Raw genomic sequence first — 25,073 nt, 5'->3', positions numbered from 1 at the left:
TTCTTTACCTGCTTGCTGCGCTGAGGCTCGTAGTCGTCATCGTAGCCGACTTCCTGCCGACGGGCGGAAGCCTGGCCCGGCTTTTCGACCACCTCTAGGCCGTTGCCAACTTGTTTGAGGCCCTGCAAGGTGGCTTCGAGCCTGGCCTAGCTTGTTGGATTCCGGGTCGTAGCTCACGCCGAAACTGCCGGTAAGCTTTCCATCCTCGCCGCGCTCCATCTTCATAGCGCCTACGGCTACTCCGGCCTCTTTGAGCTGGTCGAGGTAGGCACGCATTTCGAGCAGCGGGGCTACCTCGTCGCCTTTCTGCTTCCATTGGATGTGCAGCTCTCCAACGGGCTCAGTGGCGGGGGCCTCCGGGGCACCGGGTGCTGCCGGCGTTGCGGCCGGGGCCTGCTGCTCGGCGGCGGGCTGCTGGGCCGTAGTCGTGTCGTCGGTGAGCGTCGCGGCTTTGTCGCGCTGCTCGTCGGCGTAAGCGGCCATGCCTGCATCCAGGCCTTGCTCGGCGCGGTTAGCAATTTCCTCCAGGTCGGCTTTTGCTTCGGTACGAGTAGCGCCCGTCGTGATGGTAGCCTCGTTAGCCAGGCCTTCGGCCTCGGTGGTCAGCGCAGCTTGCTCGCGGGCTTGGGGTGTCGCCTCACCATATACGTTGAGGGCCGGCTTCTGCTCGGCGCTGAACTTAACGGAGCCCATTTCAGCTACCTTCCAATTGTCCCCGATTTTCTCAACCCGCGTGGGCTGCTGCACGTCGAGGAAGTCCTGACCGGGTTTTGGCAGACCGCCAAGCCGGTAAGCTGACGACAAAACCGATTCATTAGCCGAAAGCATGGCATCAGCTCCGGGGCCGGAAGTAGTACGCCTTCGTTGGGATTGTTCGGGTTTACTTGGAGCTGGTACAAGCTGTGGTGGGCCTGGGCCGGCTGCAATGCTTCCCCGCTAATGTTGCCATTGGACGTAGGAGCCGCGCTCAGGTAAAGCGTGGTAGGGGTCGGGGCTTCTGCTTCGTCTGTCATTGGAAAGGAATTTATGGATGATAGGATTTTGGCGGGAAAAAGAATAGGTAGAAACCTTCCCGGTCCCTACCTACGAACTTACTCCTTTATTGAAATTGGGTTGCTTGATTGACTTCACCAATTAAGCTTGTCATTCAGCAGCAACTTCCGAAGCTCACCCAACTCCCGGTTGTGGACCTCACCGTACTGGTCGAGTTTCTTTAGGAGTTCGGCCCTGATACAAGCGCCGGCATCCTGGGTAGCGTCTTGCAACTGAAGCTTGCTGACGAGGCTATTATTCTCGGTCAGTATCCAATTCAGGTTATAGCCCTCCTTCTCATAAAGGGCCATAACCTTTAACCAGTTCTCAATCTGTCCGCCCTTGCCGTTCTCCATCCGGTGAATGATGTTCTGGGTTAGGCCCGTCTGCTGGGCTACCTGCGCCTGGCTCCAAGCGTGTTCTCCGTGAAAGCGGCCTAGTTCCTCGCGGATGATGACCAGCCGCTTCCCTACGCGCACGCTCATGGGGTTTTCAGTCGGTCCACTGGGCTTTTCCTTTGCCATTGTTACGCTTCTTTTGTCTTGATTAGGTGCTGCAAGTTCGGGTCATTCCCTATCCGGGTAAGCTCCCGCTGGCAAAGCTCCTTTACATCGGTTTTAATCCGATTAAAGTTACTCTTTAACATTTCTTCTGCCTCATCCTCGCCCGTTGCCGGGTTAATGAAGCTGGTTATGTCAGGAATTGGCTGGTACGCCTTCACCTCGGCGTCAATAGCTTTCACGTCCACCTTAATCTTGGCGTGAAATACCTTTTGGTCGTTTTCCTCACTCCCGATGTTATCCGCAATGGAACCCACAAAATTACCCTGGGTCAGATTGGCAATAGTCGAGGCCGGCACCATGCTATCCATCTGCGTAGATAAGCTGGTGCTCGTTTCGCGCATATTAATGCTCAGGCTCTGGCGCTGCTGCAACACCTTGCCGAAGCGCTCGGAAAAGTATTTGGCCGTGTTGCCGGCTACCTGGCCACTGAACCACGTTCCAATCGTGTTTTGGATTACCTCGGCTTCCTTCTGGCCGTAGTCGCGCTGAAGCTGCGACAAGTCCTGAAAGCCAAGGATGGTGCTAACCCGATTGCTTCGGGCCGTGGCAATGAGGTTATCTAGCCCCTTGAAGTAAATCGTGGGCAACTCGTCAATAATGATGGAGCACTTGCGCTTATTCTTCTTATTTACCAGCTTGACGAGGCGGGCATTGTATAGCCCCAACGCGGCCCCGTAGATGGCCTGGCGGTCGGGGTTGTTGCCCACGCACAATACCTTGGGCTCCTCCGGGTTATTTATGTCGAGCGTAAAATCATTGCCCGACATTACCCAATAGAGCTGTGGGCTAGCCAGTCGGCCTAACGGAATCCGGGCGCTGGCAATTTGCCCCTCTAGCTGCTCTATCGCGTCCTTCTGGAAGGCCGAAACGAACGGCTTTACCAAGTTTTCAATCTCAGGGTAAGAGGCCAGTACGGGGAAGATTTCTTCGTAGTCCCGGCTCAGAAATTCGATGACGTGGGGAAGGTGCAATACTTGCCTTTTTCATACAGTTTGAGAAACCAGATGATAGCGGCCACAAAGTTTATCGGGCTCTCCACAAAGAAATCACCCTGCTTCTGAATCCAGCTCTTGTTAAGGTTGAGCATGATGGTAGAGGCACTTTCGTAGGCATCCACTATGTCAGTCATCAGCTCGGGCAGCAGGGGATTGCAGCGGTGGCTTTTGCGCGGATTATCGAAGTTGATAACGTAGAAGCCCACCGGCACCCGCTTACCGTCCTTGTCTACAAACTTGTCTTGATTTTTGAGCAGCGCATTGTAGCAAATGATGCTCAGGTCGTCAAATTTGTAGTCGTAGACATACATCGAGAAGCCCTTGGCCAAGTGCTGCCGGATGGCCTCGTTGATAACCGCGTAGGACTTACCCGAACCTGGCGTACCTAGCACCCCCACTGCCCGGAAAGGGTTTACCACGTTCAGCCAGCCTTGGCGGGTTTTGCCTTTTAGCCGGTACTCGGTACGTAGATTGAAGGAATACTCGTTTTCAATCAGGCGTTCCTCCTGGGGGAAAGATTCATTTTCCTTGTTGAACACGTCTTTCATCAGGTCGTTGTTAAACAACCGGCTTAGCCAAGCCCCGGCGCTCAGCAGCAGCAGAAACCCACCACTCACGGCCGCCGTGTAGATGAGCGTGGCCAGTCCTGGGCTCATAGGAATGGAGCGTACCACATCGGAGCCAAACATGAGGGCCAGCCCTATCAGAGCATAGCCTACAATCGTTTTGCCTTGCAGCTTCTCGTCGGCCCGGCCCTTCGTGCCCAAGCAACTCAGGGCCAGAAAGACCGTCGCCATTGCCTTGCTTATCCAACTGGCCTTGAACAGAAAGGTATTTCGGGTAAAGTTGCCCATCATCGTTTCAATGATTTTATGACTCCATCCCATCGATTTAAAATAGCCGAAGCAGAAGTAATAGATGTTCACGGCCAGCAGCACAATGGCGAAAAGCCGCATGAACTCCATTATCTTCTTTAGTCCTTTTTCATCTTCCATCGGTCGGTTTGTAGTTAGAGTGTAAATAGTGGAAAGGTTTATTTTAGAGGCGTGGGCCCCTTTTTTCTGCCCTGATTTGGGTTGGTCGGGCACTGGGGCCTGCTGCACCGGCACCTGCGGCGTGGTGCCCTGGAATGACTCGCGCAAGTCCGCGCCTTTGCAGCCTACTTCCTGGCCTTTCACCGCCACGCCGTTCAGTTCAAAACTAACCCCGCGCAGGATGCCGCCTTTATCGTGGGTGTAGCGCACGTCGATTTGCTGCTGCCTTAGCTTCTCCTGGAACCACTGCTCCCCTCCCCTACCCTGCTCAGCCAGCAGGCGCTGCACGGCCTGCTGAATAGCCCCCGCGCTAACTCTTTGCTCGGGTCCACGTCCTTGATGCTTTGCCGGCGCTCGGGTATCGGCTGCATCCCTAGCTCCTGGCTTATCTGCTTTGTAATGGCCGGCTGCCGGTAGAAATTGTTACTCGTGCGCAGGGCGGGGCCTCCATCGACGGGCACCCGGTTTAGGTAAATGTGGACGTGGGCGTGTTTTTTATCCTTGTGCTCATAAACGACCACCTGGTGACGGTCAACGGGAGCACCCATCAGCTCACAATACCGCTTCACGGCCGCAACCTTTTGGGCCTCGGTTACCACCTCGCCAGCCTTCCACGAAAGCACGGTATGCCACACTGGTTTCTGTATGCGCTTGCTCTCGGCGGCAACACTCTGCATCTGCTGGGCCATGAGTTGCGGGGAGGCAGCAACCACGTTAGAAATGTATAGAGGCTGCACCTCGCCCGGCTCTTTTGCCTTGCCTTTCCGTAAGCCTGCGCCGTAAGTCAGGGCTCCCTCGAAGTCACTTCCGGTAACTGTTTTTGCAATCATGCGAGGAAACCTAGTATAGTAGTCAGGGCCTGATTTAGCTGGGCTTCGTGGGTCTGAAACTGCTTGCCTGAATTGGCAAGCCTGGCAATCTGGTTGAGGTTGTTGCCGATACCTACGAGCTGCCGCCTTACCTCCGGGGATAGCTTTTCCTTTATCTCGCTGCCCTGGCCCAAGTCGCGTAGGTAAGCTGATACACTTTTATACCCCGCCTGACTGGCCTTGGTTTCTATTGCTTTTTTCATCCTCCGTCACGCGAACAGGTATCATCTTGTCGCGGGCTGGCTCTTTGGTTTCGGGGGCGGTGTCGGCGGTCATTCTCCCTTTTGGTTACTAATTGGCTTAACTACGGCTAAATCTATTCTACGGCTACTTTTTGGGGTCGTTTGCTTTAGCAAGCCAAGCCAAGTGAGCCTGCGAACTTGGCGGTGCCATTGTAAGATGCAAACGAAGTTTGTATATACAATGGCATGGCTTGCTGGACGAAAGAACGAGCTATCAGAACGGGGGCGTTGAACGGTCGTTGAACGGAGCTAGCACTAGAACTATTATGAGGCTGTGAGGCTATGATACTTTGAGGCTATGAGGCTGCAATTGCAATGCTGATAGGGCCTATGGATAGGGTAGAAGGTCTAGGCTACTCCGCTTGCTGGTTGACGTTCCTAGAAGCCAGTTTTTGAGGCTGTGAGGCTAAGAGTATTTGAGGCTGTGAGGCTGTGATATTATGAGGCTATGAGGCTAGAACTCCTTTCGCGGGATAGCGTATTAGCTCAACTCACTAGGCTTGATATTTTGAGGCTGTGAGGTTTTGGAGTTTTGGAGATTTGAGGCTGTGATACTTTGAGGCTGTGAGGTTATGATATTTTGAAGCTGTGAGGCAAAGCATCTTTGATATTTTGAGGCTGTGAACTAGTGAGGCTATGAGGCTAAGATATTATGAGGCTGTGAGGCCATGATATTATGAGGCCATACCCCAAAGCATCTTTGAGGCTGTGAGGCTTTGAGGTTCCAAAGCTTCTCCTATCTTTGTTTATCACCCAACTAAAAATCTGACCCATGAGCGAACCCAAAGTAATTGCCTTTGCGACCCAAAAGGGTGGCGCTGGTAAGTCCACCATCAGCGTACACGTCGCCTCGGCGCTGGCCTATGTCTATGGCTACAAAGTGGCTATCCTGGATTGCGACTATCCCCAAAACACCGTTCAGGTGTACCGCAATCAGGAGCTACAGAAAATCAACACCGACGAGGCTTTCAAAAACCGACTGCTCAATCAGGGCATCACGCCTTACCCGGTCAGCATATCGAGCGTGGAAAAGGCCGTGGATTCCATCGAAAGCCTGGAACAGCAAGGTTTCGACTTCATTTTGGTAGATACGCCTGGTACTATCAACATCACCGGCCTCCCTGAACTACTCCGCATGGTTCAGTACATCTTTCTGCCGATGGAAGCCGACCAAGGCACCGTTGCATCGACGGTGGGCTACATGCAAGTGCTGTCCGACTATCTGAAATCTGCTCAGCCAGACCCCGACGAATCGAACTTGCTGGGCTACTACGCTTTCTGGAACCGCTATGTAAAGTCGGAGAAAAAGGCCACCTACGACAAGATAGAGGAGTTTTTTCAGCAGAAGGGCTTGCCCTTGCTGCAAAGCCGTGTCGAGCTGCTAATTGGCTACAAGGAAAAGCGTTCTACGCTTTTCTCGCTACCCGAGCGCGAACTTGAAAAGCTGGGCCTGGGCAAGCTGATTATGGAAATGCTCTATACCGTGCTGGGGCCTGGACAAACCACCCCTCGGGTAAGGCAATTGAACTGCCGGCCGCTGCTACTTCAGTTGAAGCCGCTTCGGCTTTGGATGAATAGCTCTTATTCCTACTGCACACACTTTAAAATTCATTTCACCCATGCCAAAACCTAAAGCAAAAAGCGGACAAGCGCCGAAAATCTCCTTGGATGAGATGCTAAGCAAGGCGGCAACCACCAACCACTTAACCGGCGCGGGGATTTCCGCCGCGCCGGGGACTGCGGAAGGTAGCAAGAATGCGCCCGCACCGGAACCCACACCGGGAAATGAGGAACAAAAGGGAGAAAATGTTTCGGTGGCCCCGGCCGCTGAAACCGTCGCCCCGGCTGCTCCTGAGCCTGCCGCTGCACCTGCGCCGGAAGCTGCCGCTCCGGCCCCTGAACCTAATACCTCAGCGCTTGAGCCTGCGGCCGAACCAACACCCGCGCCGCCTGCTGCACCAGTTCCTGAACCTGCGCCCACGTTGGCCGCTGGGCCAGCGGCCAAAGCATCAGTAGCCCCGGTGGCTTCTGTCCCAAACGGGGAAAATGTCCCGGAAGTAGAACATTCGCCGAATGCTGGACCTGAACCGGGTTCTGCCGTAGAGGTAGGCACGGTTGAGCTGGCTTCGCTCTTCACTCCGTCGGTCGATAAAAAGGTATTCACAATGCGCTTGACGGATGCTCACTACCAGTATTTGCTACTGCTGGGCACTATCGTTGGTAATGGGGCATCCCCGCCTGACATCGTGCATAACATCATTGCGCAATTCATCGACAAGAACGACGCGCAAATACAAAAGGCCATTACCAAGCAGCTGCGCCAGCGGCAAGGCAAGAAGTAAACGCTTATCCTACAATCCCCTTTCCAGATGCTTAAACAATATTCCTGGGGCGATTTTGCCCTCTTTGTCCTAGTCGTCGTCGTGCTCTACTATGCGGTGGTCGGCTTTCTGTACTACCGGCAAGAAATAGGGGCTCTCTTTACCCGGAAGGGTGGGGAGGGGCTCAACTCGCGGGCGCTAACGCTGGGCCTGGCGCTGCGGCCTCTGGCCCGTCCTCGCTGGTGCGTACCACGTCGGCATTCGTTTCGGCAACGCCCACGGCGACGGAATCCAAGGAAGCCGTGGAAGCGCCGGAAGCCGGCGCGGCGCAAAATCTACCCGACGGCCAGGAGGTAGCGGAAGTCACCGGGTCGCTGCCGGATTCTACGGCGGCGGCTACGGGCCTGGATGATGGCCAGTCGGCCGCGGTGCCGATGGATTCAGCCGGCGGTGCCGAAACGGAAACCGATACGGCTGCCGAGTACGACGAGCAGCGCACCGAAGAACTAGATACAGTCGATACCGAACTAGCGGCTCGTGCGCGCCAACTGGCGGTAGAAATGCCAACGGAGGAAACCGAAGATGATTCCGAAAGTGTTATTGAAAAAAACAATAATGAATCACCGCCTATTGAAACCATCAGTACCTTTTCTCACGTAGAAGCCCAAACAGCCTATAGTGAAGAGCTGGTGAATGATACGGACTTACTCTTCACGTTTCAGGAGCCCATCGCTTTGCCCGCCGACGTGGTTCCGGTAGCTACTGAACAGCTTTTCACAGCGACTTCAGTAGTTGAGTTTATCGCGCAGGCTCAAGCTGGCAACCGGCCGGCTGTTCCTGCGGCTCTAATGGAAACCACTTTGGCCAGCCAGGTTGCTGATAAGGTAGCAGAAAGTAATGCAGAATTGAATGCGCTTTTCGGAGCTAATTCCTGATTAACCTTTTCACCCTTCTCTCTCCCTCTACAACACCATTTTCCTTTCCCATGAAGAAGCAACACATTATCCGCACCCTTTCTACCGCCATTATGGTGCTGGCCACTCATGTCATCTATGCGCAAGGAGGCAATGGTACTGCCGGCATCCAGGATGCCACGACGCAGGTAACGAGCTACTTTGACCCCCTCACCAAGCTCATGTATGCGATTGGTGCAGTGCTGGGCCTGGTAGGAGCGATTAAAGTGTATGGGAAGTGGAATGCGGGCGACCAGGACACGCAGAAAACGGCGGTTAGCTGGTTCGGCTCGATGATTTTTCTGGTTATCGTGGCAACGGTAGTGCGCTCCTTCTTCCTGTAGGCCGCGGCAATGCCCTTCTACGACCTGAATCGTGGCATTAACAAGCCCGTTGAATTCAAGGGCTTGGTGGGAAGCAACATCTACTTCCTAGTGGCGGGTATTGGCCTCACGTTCGCCTTGTTCGTGACCATGTACATGCTAAGCGTGCCGCTGGTGCTTACCATCCTCATCACCTTCGCCCTGGGCGGGGGAATGTGGGCCGGGGTTTTCGCCCTCAACCGTAAGTACGGGGAGCACGGCTTGATGAAAGCCAGTGCGCGGCGCTCGTCGCCTAAGTACATCACCAACCGGCAAAGCCGCTTATTCCAACATCTCAACGAGGACCGGGCCGGGCGCGAATAGCGCCCGGTTTTGGTTGCATCCTACCCAAGTTGCTTTCTACCCAATGAGTAACAAAGTCCTGCCTTCCGCTTCCCTGGAATCCAAGCAGCCTATCTACAAGGTTGAAAAGGATTGTCTAATCTCGAAGAATGCCGATGTTACGGTAGCCTTTCGGCTGGACCTGCCCGAAATCTTCACGCTGTCGCGTCAGGACTACGAGCAGCTGCAAGCTGCCTTCGTGAAGGCGGTTCGGCTGCTGCCGGACCATTCCGTTGTGCACAAGCAGGACTGGTATGTGGAGGATAAGTATGCGCCGGGCTTCGAGGCCGAAAGAACCTTGCTCTCGGCCTCCTACGAGCGGCATTTCAACGAGCGGCCGTTCCTCAACCACTTTTGCTACATCTACATCACCAAGTGCGCCTCGGAGCGGCCCGATTGGGGTAGTGCGTCGGGGCTGCTGGCCCGGCGCAACATTGTGCCCAAGGAGATGCTGGACAAAAAGGAGCTGGAGGCATTCTTTGATAGCGTCGGGCAATTCGTACGGACGCTGGAAGGGGTGGGGCCAACCAACGCGCCTTACATCAAGTCGCACCGCCTGACCTCCGACGAGCCTGGCCGGCACGGAGCAGGCGGCGGGCCTGCTGGAAAAGTACTTGGCCCTGGACTTATCCGACCAAGCGGTACAAGTAGACCTGGACCTGACCAACGGGCTCAAGATTGGCACCGAGATATGCAATATGTTCTCGGTGGCCAACCTAGACGATTTACCGATTTCAGTTGAAACCGATATTCGCTACGAGCAATACAGTACCGAATATTCCGACTTCCCGATTTCGTTTGCTGCGCCCTTGGGGCTCCTGCTGGGCACGAATCATATCCTGAACCAATATGTGTTCCTGGATAACACGGCCAAGACGGTAAAGATGTTTGAGCAGAAGAAGGACCGGCTTAACTCGCTGTCCCTCTACTCGCGGCAAAACTCCATCAACTACGAATACTATAACTCGTTCCTGAACGAGCTGATAGCTACCAAGCGCCGCCCGGCGCGGGTGCATTGCAACGTGCTCACCTGGGGCCAGACCGAGGAACACCTGACCGAAGTGCGCAAGCAGGTAAACGCGGCTTTTAATGCCATGAACTGCAAGCCCCGGCAAAACACCGTGGACATAGCACAGCTCTATTGGGGCGGCATTCCGGGCAACGCGGGCGACTTCCCTTCGGAGGAAACGTTCTACACCTTCATTGAACAGGCGGTTTGCTTCTGGGCCTCGGAAACCAACTACCGGAGCACTGGCGCTACGAAGGGCATCAAGCTTTCCGACCGCCTCACCGGCAAGCCGGTACTGGTCGATATATCGGATGAGCCGATGAAGCGGCAAATCATCTTCAACCGGAACAAGTTTGTGCTCGGCCCCTCGGGCTCGGGCAAGTCGTTTTTCACCAACCACATGGTACGGCAATACTATGAGCAGGGCGCGCACGTCCTACTTGTCGATACCGGCAACTCCTACAAGGGACTGTGTGAGCTGGTAGGGGGTGTACTTCACCTATGAGGAAAACGACCCGATTTCTTTCAACCCTTTCATCATTTCCGGGGCGCTGGACGTGGAAAAGAAAGAATCCATCAAAACGCTGCTGCAAGCACTCTGGAAGAAGGACGACGAAAGCGTAAGCCAGTCAGAGTACGTGTCGCTCTCTACGGCCGTAAGCACCTATTACGTCATGCTGGAAGCTAACCCGGCCGTTAAGCCAAGCTTCAACTCGTTTTACGAGTACGTGAAAGGCCCTTACCGCAAGCTGCTGGAAGAAGATAAGGTACGGGAAAAGGATTTCGACATAGATAATTTCATCTATGTACTGAAGCCTTACTACAAAGGTGGGGAGTATGACTACCTGTTGAACTCGGAAAAGGAGCTGGACTTGGTGAACGCTCCCTTCATCGTTTTTGAATTAGACAATATCAAGGACCACCCCATCTTGTTTCCGGTGGTTACCCTGATTATTATGGAGACCTTCATTTCCAAAATGCGGAAGCTGAAAGGCATTCGCAAGATGATTTTGATTGAGGAAGCCTGGAAGGCGCTCACCACGCCGGGCATGGCAGCTTACATTAAATACCTGTTTAAGACGGTGCGTAAATTCTTCGGAGAAGCCATCGTAGTAACGCAGGAAATAGATGACATCATCGGCAACGAGATTGTCAAGGATGCCATCATCAACAACTCGGACTGTAAGATTCTGCTCGACCAGCGCAAGTTCATCAACCGCTTCGATGAGATACAGGCGCTGCTCTCCCTTACCCCCAAAGAAAAAGACCTGGTGCTAAGCATCAACCGCGACAACAAAGCGACGCGGGGCCGCTACACGGAGGTATTTATCAGCCTGGGCGGAGTCGTGTCGAAGGTGTATGCCATCGAGGTTTCCAAGGAGGAATACGTGACCTACACCACGGAAGAAAGTGAGAAAGTACGCCTGTTCAAAAAGTTTGGTGAAACAGGTGATATGCCCACGGCTATAAAGCTCGTGGCCGCTGAAATGCGGGAGGGCAAGTAATCATTTCAACAAAAGGGGGAAATCATGAAAACGAAAGTAACCATCCTGGGCCTGGCTTTTCTGGCCCTCAGCATCGGCAAAGCTTCGGCGCAACTCGTGGTAACGGCCCCGGTGCTGGAAGTACAGTCGGGCGTTCAAACCGGGCTGCAAAACACGATGAAGGGCCTTTCCTCGGCGGCTAACGTGCTGGTGAAAGCCGGCGTCAAAGAGCAGGAGCTGACCAAAGTATTCTCGGAAAAGAATATGATGCTGGCCAAGACCTGGTACGATGGCCTGCTGCAAATCAGTAACGCCGTTCGCAACTACCGCCGTGTTCAGTCGGTGTTTGAAAAGCAGGGCCGCATCATCCAGACCTATTCAACTGCTATCGAAACGCTGCGGCAATCGCCCTTTGTGAAGCCGGAACAGCTCTCGACGATGACCAGCGTGTATACCAAAATGCTGACGGAAAGCGCCAATACGCTTTCAGACCTGCAAACCATCGTCAGCCCGGCTATGCTCAAGATGACGGATGCCGAACGGATGCGATTCATCGACAAGTTGGACACGAAAATATCTGACCAGTTGGGCTTGATTCAGTACTACACGCAACGCAACATGGTGCAGATGAACATGGCGGAGCAAAAGGCACGAGACACGCAATCCCTCAACGCTTTGATGGGTGCCCGCTAGTCCCACTTCTCACTTTTGATACACTCTGCCATGAACGCAAGCACCAAGTTTCTCGCCCTGGGCCTGGCCCTACTCGCCGGCCCGGCTTATGCGCAGATGCCGGCCGTTATCTCGGCCCCGATTGCAGAAGGCCAATCCCGTAAGCAGATTGTCCACCAGGGCGTTTCTACTACGCTGCTGGGGCAAGGCAAGGCCCTGGCCAACGACATGACGAAAGTAAGCGGCCAGATTAAGGGCGTTATCGACAAGACGCAGGCCCTGCATGACCAATGGTATAGCAGCCTGCTTCAAATCAGCGCCGGGGTTCGCAATTATCGCCGGGTACGAGAGATTTACACGCATCAAAGCGAGATGATTAGTGAATTCTCTAGTGCTATCCCGGAACTGCGAACCAAGCAGCTCACGCCCGCGCAAATCACCGAAGCTACAACGGTGTACCAAGGCATCCTGACGGAGAACATCGCCCTGCTTGGGGAGTTGGCCGGCGTGATGAGCGCCGGCCAATCGAAGATGACGGACCCGGAGCGTATCGAGTTCATCGACAACATCGCGGACCGCATCACCAAGCAGCACAACTTGATGAACTACTTCAGCAACAAGTGCCGCGCCATCGCGCAGCATCAGGCCCAACAGGTGCAGGACCGCGAATCCATGAATGCCTTTATGACTGCCCGCTAGGGCAGTCATACTTTCCTTTCACTTCCACTTTCGACTTATGAAAAGCAAGCTCAATCAGTTGCTCAGTGTAGTTGCCGCTACTGCAATGTTCGCCATTACCTCGTGTTCCTCTGCCGGTGGAACAGACAAGTTTATGGGTGAATGGCAGTCAGTTGATACCCCAACTCGGCCGCATATGACTATCCAACAGCGGGGCGAGAATCTGACGCTGCTTGAAGGCAAAAAAGAAGTCCCGCTCACCTACGATAAGGACAACCATAAGCTCAGCGTAAATACCGGAATGGGAGCCATTGACATTATCTACCTAGAAGAAAAAATCATCTGCTGGTGTCAGGTTCAGGTGAATATTCCAAAGTAGATAAATAGACAGTTTACCAGCTCTACCAGCTCCCCCTGCCCTCAATCTGATTCCCTTCCTTTCCAATGGACCCAACCGCTATTGATTTGAACATGGCTGTGTATGAGCAAAAGCTCGAAGCCATTTACACGGAAATGCTCACGTTTACCGCCCTGTTTATTAACCTGGGCCGCGCCATTGGTGGCGTAGGTGCCCTGTTGTTCATCAGCAGCAAAGTGTGGGGCAACATCGCTCGGGCTGAACCTATCGACTTATTTCCCCTGCTCCGGCCCTTCGCTATCGGCATGGCCATTCTGCTGTTCGTGCCGCTGTGCGGAGCGCTGCGGGGCATCACAATGGCAGTGGCCCACGGTACGGATTCAATACGGATGGCTCAACTCACGCAAGTGAACCAGCTTACAGCTCAGCGGGACCAATTAGCGGCCGACGCTAAAGCCAAGTCGGATATGGCCATTAACGAGGAATACGAGAAGCAGCTAGGCCAGCTTGGGGCGCTGGACGTGGGCCGCAAGGCCAGCCTGGCGTTCAATCAGGTTCAGTATAGCGTCGGCCAGAACTTCCGGGAGTGGACTAAATCTATCCTGAGCTGGGCGCACTGGCCGCGAAGCTGGCCATTAGCCTTATCTCCACTTTCCTGCTGGTGCTGCTCAGCGTGGCTGGCCCGCTGGCCTTCGGCATTGCCATTATCCCCGGCTTCGGGGGCGGGCTTATGAAGTGGTTCGGCTACTTCCTCACGATTTCGCTGTGGGTGCCGGTGGCCAACATCTATGCGGCGGTACTGGCTCATGTACAGATAACGATGCTCACGGAAAACATTCGTCAGTTGCAGGCCGGGGGTAGCGCCGACTCTGCCGATATAGCCTACCTGTGTATGCTCGTGCTGGCAATCGTGGGCTACATCTTCGTTCCCAAAGCAGCCGATATGCTGATTGATGGCTCGGGCGTGGGTAGCGCTGCTACCTCGTTCATCACCACCACCACGGCCGTTACGGCTGCTGGGGCGGGTGCTGCCGGTGGCGCGGGCCTGCGGACCGGCGCGGATGCCCTCGGGGCCGGGGTAGGAGCCGGACAGGGTCTTTTTGGCCGGGCTGGCTCGGAAAACATGACACGGGGAGAAGCCTTCGGGCATCGCGTGGGCTCGGCAATACGGGACCGCTACAACAACCGCAGCAAGAGCTAAACGGGGCTGCTCTATCCTCAACCTCAAATCCACACCCTCATGTTTGCTTCTCTTAAAACCATCGACTCTGCTTTTCAGCAAGTCAAGACGCTGGCCTTAATTTTCATCATCGCGGTACTACTGCTGGCCGGCACTATTGCCTATTTCGCTTTTCAATCGACCAACGCGGCGGCTAATCGCATTTACGTATTGGAGGGTGGCCAGCTGCTCACGGCTGGCGCGCAGGATGCGCGGGCGAACCGGCCGGTCGAGGCCCGTAGCCACGTCACCCGGTTTCATGAGTTGTTCTTCTCGCTGGACCCCGACCAAAAGGCCATTGATAGCAACGTAAACAAGGCACTGTACCTGGCCGACAACTCGGCCAAAAAGCAGTATGAGAACTTCAAAGAGAAGGGCTTTTACAACGATTTGATAGCGGCCAACATCAGCTTGGGAATGACCGTGGATAGCGTTGTTATCAGCAACTCGCGGCCTCTCACGGCCCGTTGCTACGGTCACCAGCGCGTCATCCGGGCTACGTCGGTAACAAACCGGGATTTTATCTCGGTGTGCTCCCTGCGCGACGTGACGCGCTCGGAAAATAACCCTCATGGGTTCCTTATGGAAAACTGGCGGGTGCTGCAAAACAAGGACCTCAACACGCTACCCCGTTAATCCCCATTCATATGGCGACGCCGACCAAACCGCATGACGCGCAATTTATACGGACCCGTAAAATGGCGACGTTCCTACCCATCGTAGGCGTACCATTTATGGCGGTAATGTTCTTCCTGGGTGGGGGGCGAAGGTGCCCCGGCCGAAGCACAGAACCTGGAATCCGGCTTTAACACGGAGCTTCCCGGCGCTGAAAAAGGCAATATCACTACTAGCAAGCTTGAAGCTTACGCCAACCCCGTAGATTCTATGCGGAACCGGGGCCTGGTCGATGCCAAGATTGACACGGCTACTGGTTCGGGCTTATCCTACGGCATTCAGGCCGACGGCAAGGCCGGCCCGAACGGCTCGGTTGATAACTCGGTGGCCGCTGCTCAGGCGCAGCTCATCGCCGCGCAGCAGGCCCAACTTAACGGGGGCGTCGCACCTGGCACTACTGCCCCGGCTGGCTCCCACCCGGGCTCCCTCACCCCGGAGGAAAAAATGGAGCTGATGCGGACGGAGCACGAGCGGGACCTGGCCGAAGCGCGGGCGCAGGCGCAGATGGCGGCGATGCTGGCGCAGTCGAACGCTGCCGGTGGTGGTGGTGCACCTCGGGCGGTGGCCGCGGCTCCGGTGAAGAAAAAGCCGGTTACCAAGCTGCGGGCCGTGGATGAGGACGCAGTAGTATCGCGCCTGGGGTCGAATGGCACCGGCAAGAAGCGCACGGCCTCTTTTCAGGGGCTGGATGATGGCAGCTCGTCGGGCAATGATGCCAACACGCTGCCGGCTGTTATTCACGAATCGCAGGAAGTGGTTTCGGGCTCTCTGGTGAAAATGCGCCTGACGGAGCCCGCTGTAATTAATGGGCACTCGCTGCTGGCAAACACCTTCATCTATGGCAAGTGCAGCCTGCAAGGCGAACGGCTCAGCATTGCCATTGAAACGCTAAAATCCGGCAACAACGTGTTTCCTGCTTCCCTGGAAGTGTACGACGTGGACGGACTGGAAGGGCTGCACATTCCGGGTGCCATCACGCGGGATGCCGCAAAGCAGGCCGGCGCAAACGGCATGGATGCAACCGATATGATGACAATGAGCGCGGACCCGGCAATGGCGGCGGCAGGGGTGGCGGTTAGTGCTGCAAAGAATCTCGGCAAAAACAAGATTCGACTAGTCAAGGTGCGCCTCAAAGCTGGCTACAATATCATGCTCAAAGTAGATAAAGATTAATTCCCATGAAAACGACTTCCTGCCTGGCCCTGGCCCTGGGGCTTCTCTCGGCCCGGCCATATAGTGTAGCGGCCCAAAATACTACCCTGGCGCAAAATCGGAAGCTGCCCAATGCTACTGAAGCAAGCAAAATGTCCACGATGGCGCTGTATGTGAGCGACCAGAAAACTACTCACCTCGTCTTTCCTCAGCCGGTTACTTATGTCGATTTGGGGAGCACCGGCTTGATTGCGGCCAAAGCTACCGGCTCGGAAAACATCGTGCGCGTGAAAGCGGCGGCGGCGGGCTTCGGAGAAACCAACATGACGGTCCTATCCGGGGGCAAGCTCTACTCGTTCGTGGTGAACTACCAGCACAACCCGCGGGTAACGGGTATCGACCTCGGCACGGCCAACGGCAACGCCGAAGCCGGCAAGCTGCCGACTACGCCCTTGTTTGTGAGCGACCAGAAAACGACCCACCTGGTCTTTCCCTACCCGGTTACCTATGTTGATTTGGGCAACTCGGGGGTTATCGCGGCCAAGGCAGCCAGCGCGGAAAACATCGTGCGGCTGAAAGCCGCTGGGCCTCGTTTCCCCGAAACGAACATTACGGTGCTCACCTCGAATGGCAAGCTGTATATGTTCACGGCCAACTACCAGCCCGACCCCAAGGTGCTCAGCCTGGACCTTGGAGCGCCCGGCTCGGCGGCGGCAACCAGTGAATCAGGGGAGGCCATTCTATCGAACTCGCCCATTGGGCAAGGCAACCTGGACGCCTATTCCAAGCAGGCCCTGGCGCGGGGCGGCTCGGCGGCCAGCGAGAGCGCCAACCAACTCACCGTTAAATGCGGGAGCGTCGGCTACAAGCAAGAAACGCTGTTTTTTCCTCTGCACGTCGGCAACAAGTCGAACGTGACGTATGATGTGGACTTTGTGAAATTCTACATTCAGGATAAGAAAGTAGCCAAACGCACGGCGGAGCAAGCCATTGAAATTGCGCCTATTTACGTCTACAATGGCAGCCAGAAAAAGATAGATGTAAAGGGCAAGCTGGAACAAGTCTACGTGTTTAAGAAGTTTACCATACCGGACCAAAAGCAGCTCATTATCGAAGTCTACGAGAAGGGGGAGGGCGCAACGTGAAGCTCAGCCTGTCGAACTCGGACCTGCTCAAAGCCCGCACGTTTCAATAAGTCCGGTTTTCACCTCCTTATTTTCTCGGCCATGAATAGCCCCCAAACGTCTCGCCTGGCAGCATTGAAGGCTTCGCTGTTTGAAAAGCCTACCCCGAACTATGCGCTGGTGGCCATGCTGGCGCTAATCGGTGGGGCCACGTTTGTTTTTGGGGGCAACATCGCACCGGGCATCGCTACGCACGTCGTCATGCTGCTAACGCTGCTGGCCGCGTCGCGCATGTTTAATCCCCGGCTGCTGCGCTCGTTCTGGTATATGGCCGTGGGCTTAATTGCCCTGGTACTGGTGCTCGACGTAGCCGTGGTTGTGGCCGCGTAGTCGGTAGTGTAGCACGCCTGCAGTTGCGAAGCGGAGCGGAGCATCAGCAGGCCTGCGAAGCGTAGAACGGGTTTCATTGTAATGCCCGGCCGTGACTGGCCGGGCATTCTTCTATCATTTATTTGCTCTTTCGTACGCTCGCGCTCACACTTCTTTTCTTCATGCCGCTTGCAACTGGCTTTTTTGCTAGAGTTGCTTTGGACTTTGAAGAAGGACTAGACAATGGAAGCGAGTAATCAAAACTGGCCCACTTTCCCTCACTGTTAACCTCAGCTTCAATTGGGCTACCTGATTTGCAATACATTAGATGATAAACTTTTCTAGGAATTCCTGATTGACCCGCACCAGTAGTAGTCAACTCAGCATCTTGAACCCGCTTCAGTGGGAGATTTAAGAGTATATCCGATTTGACGTTATCGGCATAGGAAGGAAACAGGTCTTTTCGTACTGAATAGTGAAAGAAGGCATATTTGTCCTGACCTGGCGAACTCGCGTTAATCTGAAAGACGATGACGCCGAATGGACTATCAGCACCTTTAATCTGCCAATATTCATGCAAGTGCCCATCCTTTTCTTCTTGGCTGTCAATTTCAAATCCTTTTTCTAAAAGGACTGCTCTCATGTAGTTTATATCATGAAGACCGCGCTCAATTTCTGACTCTGGAATTGGCGTGTAATCTCTATCCTGAGTTTGACCAAAAGCTGAAAATACAAGTAGGATAAGGGCGCTTGTTAGGTTAAGTGTTTTACGCATCATATGTGCTATTCAAGTTTAAAACATACAATATGGTCCTGCAAAAGTCGGAACCGACTGAGTAGCGCGCATTGCCGTACACCTGTGCATACCATCCCGTAATTCCATGGGTCTTCTAGAAACCGACGACGCGGGCCTGCGACTACTCGTCCACGAGCACCCGAAAGCCATTGCCATGTTCACGGCCGACCACTGCGCGACCTGCGCGCAGTTACGGCCCATTTTTGAGTTATTTGCCACGAACAAAGCGTATGCGGGCATTACGTTCTTGCATCTGAATGCCAACCAGAACCCGGTAGCCAAGCAATCCCTTCAGCAGCAGAATGCCCCGTTTTTCGTTTCCTACGACCAAGGCCGCTTGTTGCATTGCGACACCTTGCACACCGAACAGCAAGTGCGGGCCATGCTACACGCGCTGCACCAACACGCCTATTAGGGGCCTTACGCGACTTTTTGCAGGGCGGGTCCTTCCGCCTGCTTGGATTGGGGAGGCAAAATGACCGGTTCTACTAGGTCGCCCGAAGCAGAAACCGACGTTTTCGCCAGAACGGGGCGGTAGTAGGTCGGTTCATTCCGTCCCTGGTCGCCCTGGGCGTGCCACCGGGCCACGTCCTGCGGGGTGTATTTGGTCCAGACACCTTCCCGAAAAAAGGCCAGGCAGCAAATGAGCAAACCGAACAACACACACAAACTCATGGCAAACGATTGGGTGGCCAGCTCCGGCTTGGGAGCAGATGCGGGGGTGTACCGCGTAGTCCGGGGAAAAGTTGCGGCCCTTTGGATAGCTTCCATTATCTTTGACTACTTGCTAGGCAGTGGGTTGCCATTTCCTAGCAGCAGAAGGAGAACGGCCCTCACTGGGCCGTTCTCCTTCGTCTATTTAAAGCGGGCCGGTTTATCGACTACTCAATGACGTGGCTTGAAGTCGTTCTATGCGGGCTCTTACTGGCAACCGGTGGGCTGGCCGTGGCCGCGCAGCGGCGCTATGTGGCCTTGCTGCGCAAACACAAGGTCTTACAACGCCTCTACGAGAAGGCCGAACAGCAGTTAAGCACGCTCTGGACCAGTAAAAAACCTTAAATCAGGCACTTGTCGGACGCTTTTTAATAAAAGCGGTTTGGGGCCTCATTTACCATACAGTTTCCGACACGCCAACCAGCTAAGCTCCTCGCGCTTGGCCAAGCAGTTGGTAGATAAAGCTGGTTACACTTTGGAAGCTGCTACAGAAAAGGCGCGAACGCTCTACTATAGGAGTAACCATAAGCGTCTTGAATAGCAACTTTAGCCTGCAAGGCTGCGTAAATGACACAGGACATTAGCTGGTCACTATGATTGGTGCTGTGCAATATGTTCTGCGCGATTATATCTATCCAGCCATGCCCAACTACCAACAAGGTTACGAGGAAGGCCGCAACGAGCAACGGTATTCGGCCAAAACCTCCCGCATGGTTGGACAAGGGCTTGGCACCCTCATAGTAGGGGCTTTCGTGTTGGGCACCCGGTTGGCGGTGGAAGCACTGGTAGCTGCTCCCTTCGTCATGCTCGGCTTCATCATCATGGCTCCGATGGACTTTCTCGGGCCGGTGCTCAGTGCTCCGCGCCTGATGGGTATGCTCCTGGTGGGCTTCCTGGCCTACGCTGGCCTATACTGGCTGAAAGGGCTTGTGGTGGCGCTGCTCAACCGTCGGGGCTGGCTCTGGCTGCTGCCTTTCCTGGTGTGCGTCGTGCTGGCCTGCCTGCTGCCGGGCTACCTGGCTCACCTGCTGGTCGTGCACTCGCTGCCGGCCGTTGGCGCGGGTTGGAGCTGGGGCATCGGAGCTGCGGTAGCCCTGTTCACCTACGGCCGTTACCGCTTCACCGAGAACAGCGCCCCGGAACTAATAGACTGGTCTTACCGTCGCGGCTACCAGTGGGGCGCTGCTCAGTAGTAAATGAGGTACTGGCCAATGGCCATGTCTTACAATTTAGGCCCTCGACGCTTCGGCTCGGGGGCTTTTTGTTGCTTGGGAGTGGACAGATTGGTTAAGGCAGTCTCTCCCTTTGGTTCGTTTGGCGGCACTGCCTGCTGAACCGTCGCGCCTGGCTGCTGCTGGACGAGCCTGGGGCCGGAATGCCTGCACGGCCTGGCCGACTGCCTGGGAGTAGCGTAGCAGCACGGCCTTATCGGAAAACTGCGGCGCAGTCGAGCGGGCAATCACTACGTAGGGTTTCTGCAAGTCATCGAGCGTGGCTTGCTCAGTAAGGGCAGCTGGCCGCGTCATCACGGCGGCCTGCACGTAGGTAAGCAACGGCGACATTACCGCTGCTCCGCTGGCTTCCTTCAGGGGCACGCCGGTTTCCTGGGCATGACGGATGCCTACGCGCTGGGCGCTGGCCTTCAACTCGCGCAGGGCCTCTAGCTGGGCAACCTCCAATGTGGGGGCGCTCAGGGGCCGGGCCTGGCTTGGATGGCGGGCGGCTTTGGCTGCTGCGCCGGGTAGTTCCGTGGTGGCCGCGTCGAGCAAGTAGCGTAGGCGCGTCTGGTTCTCGTGCGTACTCGCGGACACGCCGACGAGGCCGGTATCTCGGGCAAGGTTGAACTCCTTATGCACTTTCTGGAAGTCGAGGCGATAACCGGCCTGGTGGCCTAGCTGCATCAGGACTGCTTGCATCGTGCGGCCGTTGCCCTCCCGGAAAGTATGAACGTGGTTGAAGTGGTCGAGGTAGTAGGCGGCCCGTTCCACGAACTGCGGCTTGGTTAGCCCTTTCAGGTTGTTCTCGGCGGTGAGCTGCGCGCTGAGGGCGCCCACGTCGGAACCAATGCGCCGATGGTTGGCGTAGGTCATCATGTGGTCGGCCTGCACGTTGGCAGCCGGCTTGTAGCCCTGAAACCCCCGGTCCTGGCGGGTTTCGCCAGCCCACGGGTACACGTCCTGGAACAAGTAGCGGTGCATGGCCCGTAGGTGCTGCTCGTCGAAAGTGAGCGGGATAGGTGGAATGGCGTAGGCCGGGCCAAAAACGGGCTCTCCTGGCTGCCGGGGGCCGTTAGGCCCACCTGTGCCCGAACGTGCATCAGCCGCTTAATCGACAAGTCGGCTTCGAGGCGGTCAAGCTGGCCCTCGCTGGTGGCGCGGACATTATTATAAAGCAACCCATCGGCCGGGTTCGTAAATAAGTCGGGCATTATCGCGTAGCAAAAAGCCCGGCAAGGGGCCGGGCTTCGTGGAGGTAAGCATTACTGCAGCTATGAAGCGGAGCGGAATAGCAGCAGTCGTGCGCGGGGCGGTTAGAGGGCCGGAATGCGTTCCTCAAACAGCAGATACGGGCTGTACTCGGGGTTGGGCTCAACGTGGGGGCCTTCGCCGGGCGCGTACTTGGCCAGGGGGTCAGGGCCTGGTGCCGGCGCGTAGGTGGCATCGAGCGTGGCCGACAATTCTTCCAAGTCAATCTCGCCGGCTATGTAGCGGTTCTGCAAAGCGACGAGCCTGCGGCGAGGGATTCCGGTTTTGGCTCATGGACACACCTACGGCGAACTTTACCACGTCGCGGCGCTGCTGCTCGGTGCGCTCGTTGTCGGAGAAATACTGGGTCTTTTCCATAATACAAGATACGAAATTGGGCTAGAAATGGTGTCCTCGGCGGCGGTGCTTCGGCGCGGGGTCGGGCTTTTCAGCGGGGGAAGTGGGGGAGAGGGTAGCTTTTTAAGGTCGGGGTGAACTATCATAGCCGGCGTGTCGAGGGCGCGGCGGGCCTTCACCAGCTCGGCAATTTCCCGGCCGCGCTGCTGCTGCGCCGGGGTGCCGTGTAGCAGCTGCTCCACCCGGCTTTCAAAAACCTTGGCCACGGCTTCTTTCACGCCCTGGTCAGGCTGCTTCTGCTGCTCGGCCTGCTTCATCCAGTCGAGGCGGTGTTCCCGGTCGATACACGGCATCACGCCGCTAAGCTTCATCAGGGGATTCTCGCCGGTTAAAAACTGGTCGCGGGGAATGGCGATAAAATACTGTTTGCCTACTCCGTCGCCCCAATGAAGGTTATTCCGGGTCAGGCCCTCGCCAAACTCGGCCGGCTGGGCTACCTGCACCTGCTCAGCCTTCAGCTCCCGCTGCAACTGGTAAAGCGCAACGTTCTGGCTATATAGATGGGGGCTGTCCGGGTCCGGGCGGTAGGGGCCAACCTGCAACGCTTCGGCCAGGCCCCGCGCCTGCACCTGGTCTTTCTCGGTCAGGTACTTCATCAGCGTTTCCGCGTCGGTGAAGTACACGCTGGCCGTGGTCGAGCTTTGGCGTATCACGTCGGCATCCCGAAAATCGAACTGCACCAACATCTTGCCGGCCGGGAGTCCTTTCTTGGGGTGTTCCCACTGGTCCACTCCGGGGTAAAGGGCGTTGCCCTGGTCGGTCATCGCCTGGCGGGCGGCGGTATCGGTTGGGGGAATCGTTACGCTCACTCGCTAGGCTTCAAAGGACATTTTACGGGCGGGCGGGCTGGGGTTGCCCTGGCCAATCCGCACAAAGTGGCGGGTGTCGTGCAAGCCATCAACGGAAAGCTTAATGGTCGGCGGGAAAACAAAGTGCTCCTGCAACAATGCCACGTCGAGGGGCTCCTGAAAGCCGTAGGTGCCCAACCCATCGCGGTTGAAGTCGAACTTATCACCAGTAGCCGGCGTGTAGCCCTGGGCCTTCAGAAAGTCGATGACGGGTAGCAGGTGGTCGGTGTCGCTGCCGTTGGGCGCGTCCTGGGCAATAACGGTTTTAGTCAGGGCCTGGCTCATGGATAACTGCGGCTGATTGGCCGGCAAGTTAAGAATTTGCGGGCCCTGCTGCCGCTGCTGCTGCCGGCGTTTGAGGGCCGACGAGTTAAGGGAAAGGCTCATGGCTACGAGTTGAAGGTTTGCAAGATGGACTGCTTGCGCTGGAAGCTGCGGAGTTGGGACTTGTCGAGGCCGAACGCCTGGCACACGGCGGCAATGGCGGCATCCGATAAGTACGGAGCACTGGTCACCACCTGCTGCACCACGGCGCGGCCGTAGTAGCTTAGCATCGCGGCCCAATCATCGGAACTGCCGCGCTGAATCACGCGCTCAATGATGGTGCTGTACATGGCCAGCGGGTCGATGCTCTCCGGGGCCACGTCCCAAAGCAAGGTCGGCAAGTGCTCGGCCAGCGGCGCGGGAACGGGTAGCGTCCTTGGAAAAGTAGCGGCTGACTTCATACTACTAATATACGTAAAAGTCGGGTTTAGGTACGATAACCGTTAGTTATCGTACCTAAATTATCGCTAGATTTGCGGGCTTGCTTTTTCTCACCACTGCTATCTGACAGTACCATGTTGCCACTGCTACAACTCGAACGAAACATCGGGAAATTTCAACAGACCATTCAAGTTCCAGAATACGATAACGTAATTGATAAGCTGCTTCGGAAGGCTGGCAATTTGAACATAGGTGCGTCCTTCTGGAATGAGACTTATTCAAAAGCCCAGGACACGAACGGCATTTACTACCTGTGGATAAAGAGCAGCGCAGTATCAGGCAATCGAAAGGAATTGGTTTATGATATGATGCACGAGTTAGGGCATTGCTTGGACCCGCTTAAACTAGGCAAGGAAAATAAAGGCAATGCTGCATTAGAGTTAGCCCGAGAAGAGCGTGCCTGGGCGTTGGCTGACCTTGAGTTCAATGCCCATCCGGAGTTGCAAGTTGACAGAGAATCCTACTCGAAGTACCAGAACGACTGCCTAGCAACTTACATTAAAGCATTGAATTAGGGTTCCCGTTAATTTCCAATTGCAAAACCAGTAATGAAACAAAAGGGAGAAAAAGCTAATCTGCCGGTGGTAACTACTTCCGTGCCGGCGCTGGCCCTGGCCGACCTTTCGGGCTCGGTTCCAACTGCCGTGAACCGCTACCTAGTTCGTGGTCTAGAAGGCTCTGATAATACCCGCTTGGCGTATGCTACCGACCTGGCCACGTATGAAGCCTACTGCACCGAACAGCAGTTGGAGCCCTATCCTGGCCACGTAACGACGCTGGCCGGCTACGTTACCCACTTGGCCGACTTGCCCCGCAAATTGTCCACTATCGTCCGGCACTTGGCCGCTATCAATAAGAAGCATCAGCTGCTCGGGCTGCCGTCGTCGGTGGGTGCTCCGGCCCTGGACGTATTAATGAAGGGCATTGCCCGCGAGAATGGCAAAAAGCAAAAGCAGGCCCCGGCCTTCACGGTGGCCCACCTGAAAAATGCCATCAAAGCCCTAGACCTCGAATCCGCGGCCGGCCTACGGGACCGGGCACTACTACTGCTCGGATTTGCCGGCGCGTTCCGTCGTTCGGAGTTGGTGGCCCTCGACCTGGAGCAAATCGAACTGACCGAAACCGCTCTACTGCTGCACCTGGGCAAAAGCAAAACCAACCAGACCGGCGAAGCGGAAGACAAAGCCGTTTTCTACGCCGCTAATGCGCTTTTCTGCCCGGTGCGGGCCTTTCAGGACTGGCAGCGGCTCCTGGGTCGCACGTCGGGGCCGGTGTTCGTGTCGCTGCGGAAAGGAAAGACTGTTGGCGACGCGGTGCCAACTGATAAGCGCCTTTCCGATGTGCGGGTGAACCGCCTGGTCAAGCAGCACCTGGGGGAAGAATACTCGGCGCACTCGCTACGGGCTTCCTTTATCACCGTGGCAGTGCTCAACGGTCAATCCAACGGGTTTATCAAGAACCAGACTAAGCAGAAAACCGACGAGATGATTAGCCGCTATACCCGCATTTCGGATGTGGTAGCATACAATGCGGCGCAATCATTAGGACTATAGAATGACGCTATTAAATGTGAATGCTTAGCCAAGCAAGGCTCCTTTCCAAATTCTTTGACTAA

General features: G+C 55.6%; 33 protein-coding genes and 1 pseudogene. 21 read left to right on the top strand and 13 right to left on the bottom strand.

The annotated features are described in order from the left end of the window. Positions 1-36 precede the first annotated feature (36 nt). The 6 genes from ACFQT0_RS28740 to ACFQT0_RS28720 all read right to left on the bottom strand — a co-directional run bounded on the left by ACFQT0_RS28740 (position 37) and on the right by ACFQT0_RS28720 (position 4,696). Positions 37-747 carry a hypothetical protein gene (locus tag ACFQT0_RS28740; protein WP_380206713.1) on the bottom strand — a complete coding sequence of 237 codons (711 nt, stop codon included), beginning with the start codon at positions 745-747 and terminating at the stop codon, positions 37-39. Positions 748-1,127: 380 nt separating this feature from the next. Beyond that, entirely contained in the window at positions 1,128-1,517 is a 390-nt protein-coding gene (locus tag ACFQT0_RS28735; protein WP_380206511.1) for a helix-turn-helix transcriptional regulator, read from the bottom strand. 41 nt (positions 1,518-1,558) lie between these two features. Continuing rightward, positions 1,559-2,479 carry a TraM recognition domain-containing protein gene (locus tag ACFQT0_RS31815; protein WP_449272102.1) on the bottom strand — a complete coding sequence of 307 codons (921 nt, stop codon included), beginning with the start codon at positions 2,477-2,479 and terminating at the stop codon, positions 1,559-1,561. Between the two features lie 56 nt (positions 2,480-2,535). Further along, positions 2,536-3,912 (bottom strand): YWFCY domain-containing protein, encoded by a 1,377-nt coding sequence (locus ACFQT0_RS31810; RefSeq protein ID WP_449272101.1) that lies wholly within the window; start codon positions 3,910-3,912, stop codon positions 2,536-2,538. Next, entirely contained in the window at positions 3,852-4,454 is a 603-nt protein-coding gene (locus tag ACFQT0_RS28725) for a relaxase/mobilization nuclease domain-containing protein (RefSeq protein WP_380206509.1), read from the bottom strand. Before ACFQT0_RS28725 ends, ACFQT0_RS31810 begins: the two co-directional genes overlap by 61 nt. Then, positions 4,451-4,696 (bottom strand): plasmid mobilization protein, encoded by a 246-nt coding sequence (locus tag ACFQT0_RS28720; RefSeq protein ID WP_380206711.1) that lies wholly within the window; start codon positions 4,694-4,696, stop codon positions 4,451-4,453. Before ACFQT0_RS28720 ends, ACFQT0_RS28725 begins: the two co-directional genes overlap by 4 nt. 811 nt (positions 4,697-5,507) lie before the next feature. Between ACFQT0_RS28720 and ACFQT0_RS28715 the strand changes: the two genes are divergently transcribed. The 16 genes and pseudogenes from ACFQT0_RS28715 to ACFQT0_RS28645 all read left to right on the top strand — a co-directional run bounded on the left by ACFQT0_RS28715 (position 5,508) and on the right by ACFQT0_RS28645 (position 17,474). Next, entirely contained in the window at positions 5,508-6,368 is an 861-nt protein-coding gene (locus ACFQT0_RS28715; protein ID WP_380206709.1) for a ParA family protein, read from the top strand. Further along, the gene (locus ACFQT0_RS28710) at positions 6,355-7,077 is read left to right on the top strand and encodes a hypothetical protein (RefSeq protein WP_380206707.1); all 723 of its coding nucleotides are present in this window, start codon (positions 6,355-6,357) and stop codon (positions 7,075-7,077) included. Before ACFQT0_RS28715 ends, ACFQT0_RS28710 begins: the two co-directional genes overlap by 14 nt. A 221-nt stretch (positions 7,078-7,298) precedes the next feature. After that, positions 7,299-7,991 (top strand): hypothetical protein, encoded by a 693-nt coding sequence (locus ACFQT0_RS28705; RefSeq protein ID WP_380206503.1) that lies wholly within the window; start codon positions 7,299-7,301, stop codon positions 7,989-7,991. 92 nt (positions 7,992-8,083) lie between these two features. Further along, entirely contained in the window at positions 8,084-8,353 is a 270-nt protein-coding gene (locus tag ACFQT0_RS28700) for a DUF4134 domain-containing protein (RefSeq protein ID WP_380206729.1), read from the top strand. Between the two features lie 9 nt (positions 8,354-8,362). Beyond that, the gene (locus ACFQT0_RS28695; RefSeq protein WP_380206706.1) at positions 8,363-8,695 is read left to right on the top strand and encodes a DUF4133 domain-containing protein; all 333 of its coding nucleotides are present in this window, start codon (positions 8,363-8,365) and stop codon (positions 8,693-8,695) included. A 43-nt stretch (positions 8,696-8,738) separates the two neighbouring features. Continuing rightward, the gene (locus tag ACFQT0_RS31805) at positions 8,739-9,455 is read left to right on the top strand and encodes a DUF3875 domain-containing protein (RefSeq protein WP_449272099.1); all 717 of its coding nucleotides are present in this window, start codon (positions 8,739-8,741) and stop codon (positions 9,453-9,455) included. After that, positions 9,346-11,227: pseudogene (locus ACFQT0_RS28690) on the top strand (TraG family conjugative transposon ATPase); the annotation flags it as partial. The gene ACFQT0_RS31805 and the pseudogene ACFQT0_RS28690, both read left to right, overlap by 110 nt. Before the next feature lie 24 nt (positions 11,228-11,251). Then, positions 11,252-11,899, top strand: coding sequence for a hypothetical protein (locus tag ACFQT0_RS28685; RefSeq protein ID WP_380206501.1), 648 nt, complete (start codon positions 11,252-11,254; stop codon positions 11,897-11,899). 30 nt (positions 11,900-11,929) lie between these two features. Then, positions 11,930-12,577: a hypothetical protein gene (locus ACFQT0_RS28680; protein WP_380206499.1), complete on the top strand. Its 648-nt coding sequence runs from the start codon at positions 11,930-11,932 to the stop codon at positions 12,575-12,577. Between the two features lie 37 nt (positions 12,578-12,614). After that, positions 12,615-12,935: a hypothetical protein gene (locus tag ACFQT0_RS28675; RefSeq protein ID WP_380206497.1), complete on the top strand. Its 321-nt coding sequence runs from the start codon at positions 12,615-12,617 to the stop codon at positions 12,933-12,935. 65 nt (positions 12,936-13,000) lie between these two features. Beyond that, the gene (locus ACFQT0_RS28670) at positions 13,001-13,648 is read left to right on the top strand and encodes a hypothetical protein (RefSeq protein WP_380206705.1); all 648 of its coding nucleotides are present in this window, start codon (positions 13,001-13,003) and stop codon (positions 13,646-13,648) included. Further along, complete coding sequence (locus tag ACFQT0_RS28665; protein WP_380206703.1) at positions 13,576-14,115, top strand: hypothetical protein; 540 nt, start codon at positions 13,576-13,578, stop codon at positions 14,113-14,115. Before ACFQT0_RS28670 ends, ACFQT0_RS28665 begins: the two co-directional genes overlap by 73 nt. Positions 14,116-14,154: 39 nt before the next feature. Next, a complete protein-coding gene (gene traK, locus ACFQT0_RS28660) occupies positions 14,155-14,769 on the top strand; it encodes a conjugative transposon protein TraK (protein ID WP_380206701.1) in 615 nt (204 codons plus the stop codon). A 249-nt stretch (positions 14,770-15,018) separates the two neighbouring features. Further along, positions 15,019-15,981: a conjugative transposon protein TraM gene (traM, locus tag ACFQT0_RS28655; RefSeq protein WP_380206699.1), complete on the top strand. Its 963-nt coding sequence runs from the start codon at positions 15,019-15,021 to the stop codon at positions 15,979-15,981. A 5-nt stretch (positions 15,982-15,986) separates the two neighbouring features. Beyond that, complete coding sequence (gene traN, locus ACFQT0_RS28650; protein WP_380206483.1) at positions 15,987-17,105, top strand: conjugative transposon protein TraN; 1,119 nt, start codon at positions 15,987-15,989, stop codon at positions 17,103-17,105. An 81-nt stretch (positions 17,106-17,186) separates the two neighbouring features. Continuing rightward, positions 17,187-17,474 carry a hypothetical protein gene (locus ACFQT0_RS28645; RefSeq protein WP_380206481.1) on the top strand — a complete coding sequence of 96 codons (288 nt, stop codon included), beginning with the start codon at positions 17,187-17,189 and terminating at the stop codon, positions 17,472-17,474. Between the two features lie 118 nt (positions 17,475-17,592). On the opposite strand, the gene ACFQT0_RS28640 is transcribed toward ACFQT0_RS28645, so the two are convergent. Further along, positions 17,593-18,231: a hypothetical protein gene (locus ACFQT0_RS28640; protein ID WP_380206479.1), complete on the bottom strand. Its 639-nt coding sequence runs from the start codon at positions 18,229-18,231 to the stop codon at positions 17,593-17,595. A 103-nt stretch (positions 18,232-18,334) separates the two neighbouring features. On the opposite strand from ACFQT0_RS28640, the gene ACFQT0_RS28635 reads away from it, so the two are divergent. Continuing rightward, the gene (locus tag ACFQT0_RS28635; protein ID WP_380206477.1) at positions 18,335-18,664 is read left to right on the top strand and encodes a thioredoxin family protein; all 330 of its coding nucleotides are present in this window, start codon (positions 18,335-18,337) and stop codon (positions 18,662-18,664) included. 5 nt (positions 18,665-18,669) lie between these two features. Here ACFQT0_RS28635 and ACFQT0_RS28630 read toward each other — a convergent pair whose 3' ends face one another. Next, positions 18,670-18,924 (bottom strand): hypothetical protein, encoded by a 255-nt coding sequence (locus ACFQT0_RS28630; RefSeq protein WP_380206475.1) that lies wholly within the window; start codon positions 18,922-18,924, stop codon positions 18,670-18,672. A 213-nt stretch (positions 18,925-19,137) separates the two neighbouring features. Here ACFQT0_RS28630 and ACFQT0_RS28625 point away from each other — a divergent pair, with 213 nt between their 5' ends. Next, positions 19,138-19,308 carry a hypothetical protein gene (locus ACFQT0_RS28625; protein ID WP_380206473.1) on the top strand — a complete coding sequence of 57 codons (171 nt, stop codon included), beginning with the start codon at positions 19,138-19,140 and terminating at the stop codon, positions 19,306-19,308. 296 nt (positions 19,309-19,604) lie between these two features. Then, positions 19,605-20,156, top strand: a complete 552-nt coding sequence (locus tag ACFQT0_RS28620) for a hypothetical protein (protein WP_380206697.1) — start codon at positions 19,605-19,607, stop codon at positions 20,154-20,156. A gap of 36 nt (positions 20,157-20,192) precedes the next feature. On the opposite strand, the gene ACFQT0_RS28615 is transcribed toward ACFQT0_RS28620, so the two are convergent. The 5 genes from ACFQT0_RS28615 to ACFQT0_RS28595 form a co-directional block, all read right to left on the bottom strand. Beyond that, on the bottom strand, positions 20,193-21,197 hold the full coding sequence (locus ACFQT0_RS28615; RefSeq protein ID WP_380206728.1) for a Fic/DOC family protein: 1,005 nt from the start codon (positions 21,195-21,197) through the stop codon (positions 20,193-20,195). A gap of 296 nt (positions 21,198-21,493) precedes the next feature. After that, complete coding sequence (locus tag ACFQT0_RS28610; RefSeq protein WP_380206695.1) at positions 21,494-21,682, bottom strand: hypothetical protein; 189 nt, start codon at positions 21,680-21,682, stop codon at positions 21,494-21,496. 60 nt (positions 21,683-21,742) lie between these two features. Continuing rightward, positions 21,743-22,654: a hypothetical protein gene (locus tag ACFQT0_RS28605; RefSeq protein ID WP_380206694.1), complete on the bottom strand. Its 912-nt coding sequence runs from the start codon at positions 22,652-22,654 to the stop codon at positions 21,743-21,745. 3 nt (positions 22,655-22,657) lie between these two features. After that, complete coding sequence (locus ACFQT0_RS28600; protein ID WP_380206692.1) at positions 22,658-23,080, bottom strand: hypothetical protein; 423 nt, start codon at positions 23,078-23,080, stop codon at positions 22,658-22,660. A 2-nt stretch (positions 23,081-23,082) separates the two neighbouring features. Next, on the bottom strand, positions 23,083-23,358 hold the full coding sequence (locus tag ACFQT0_RS28595; protein ID WP_380206464.1) for a DUF6922 domain-containing protein: 276 nt from the start codon (positions 23,356-23,358) through the stop codon (positions 23,083-23,085). A gap of 174 nt (positions 23,359-23,532) precedes the next feature. Here ACFQT0_RS28595 and ACFQT0_RS28590 point away from each other — a divergent pair, with 174 nt between their 5' ends. Together ACFQT0_RS28590 and ACFQT0_RS28585 are read left to right on the top strand one after the other, a co-directional pair. Then, positions 23,533-23,973 carry a hypothetical protein gene (locus ACFQT0_RS28590; protein WP_380206462.1) on the top strand — a complete coding sequence of 147 codons (441 nt, stop codon included), beginning with the start codon at positions 23,533-23,535 and terminating at the stop codon, positions 23,971-23,973. 66 nt (positions 23,974-24,039) lie between these two features. Further along, a complete protein-coding gene (locus ACFQT0_RS28585) occupies positions 24,040-25,011 on the top strand; it encodes a tyrosine-type recombinase/integrase (protein ID WP_380206690.1) in 972 nt (323 codons plus the stop codon). Positions 25,012-25,073 lie beyond the last annotated feature (62 nt).

This window comes from Hymenobacter humi, from assembly GCF_042665855.1.
Lineage (GTDB): Bacteria > Bacteroidota > Bacteroidia > Cytophagales > Hymenobacteraceae > Hymenobacter > Hymenobacter humi.
The sequence above is the reverse complement of the archived record's forward strand: the minus strand, read 5'-3'. Positions and strand labels throughout refer to the sequence as shown.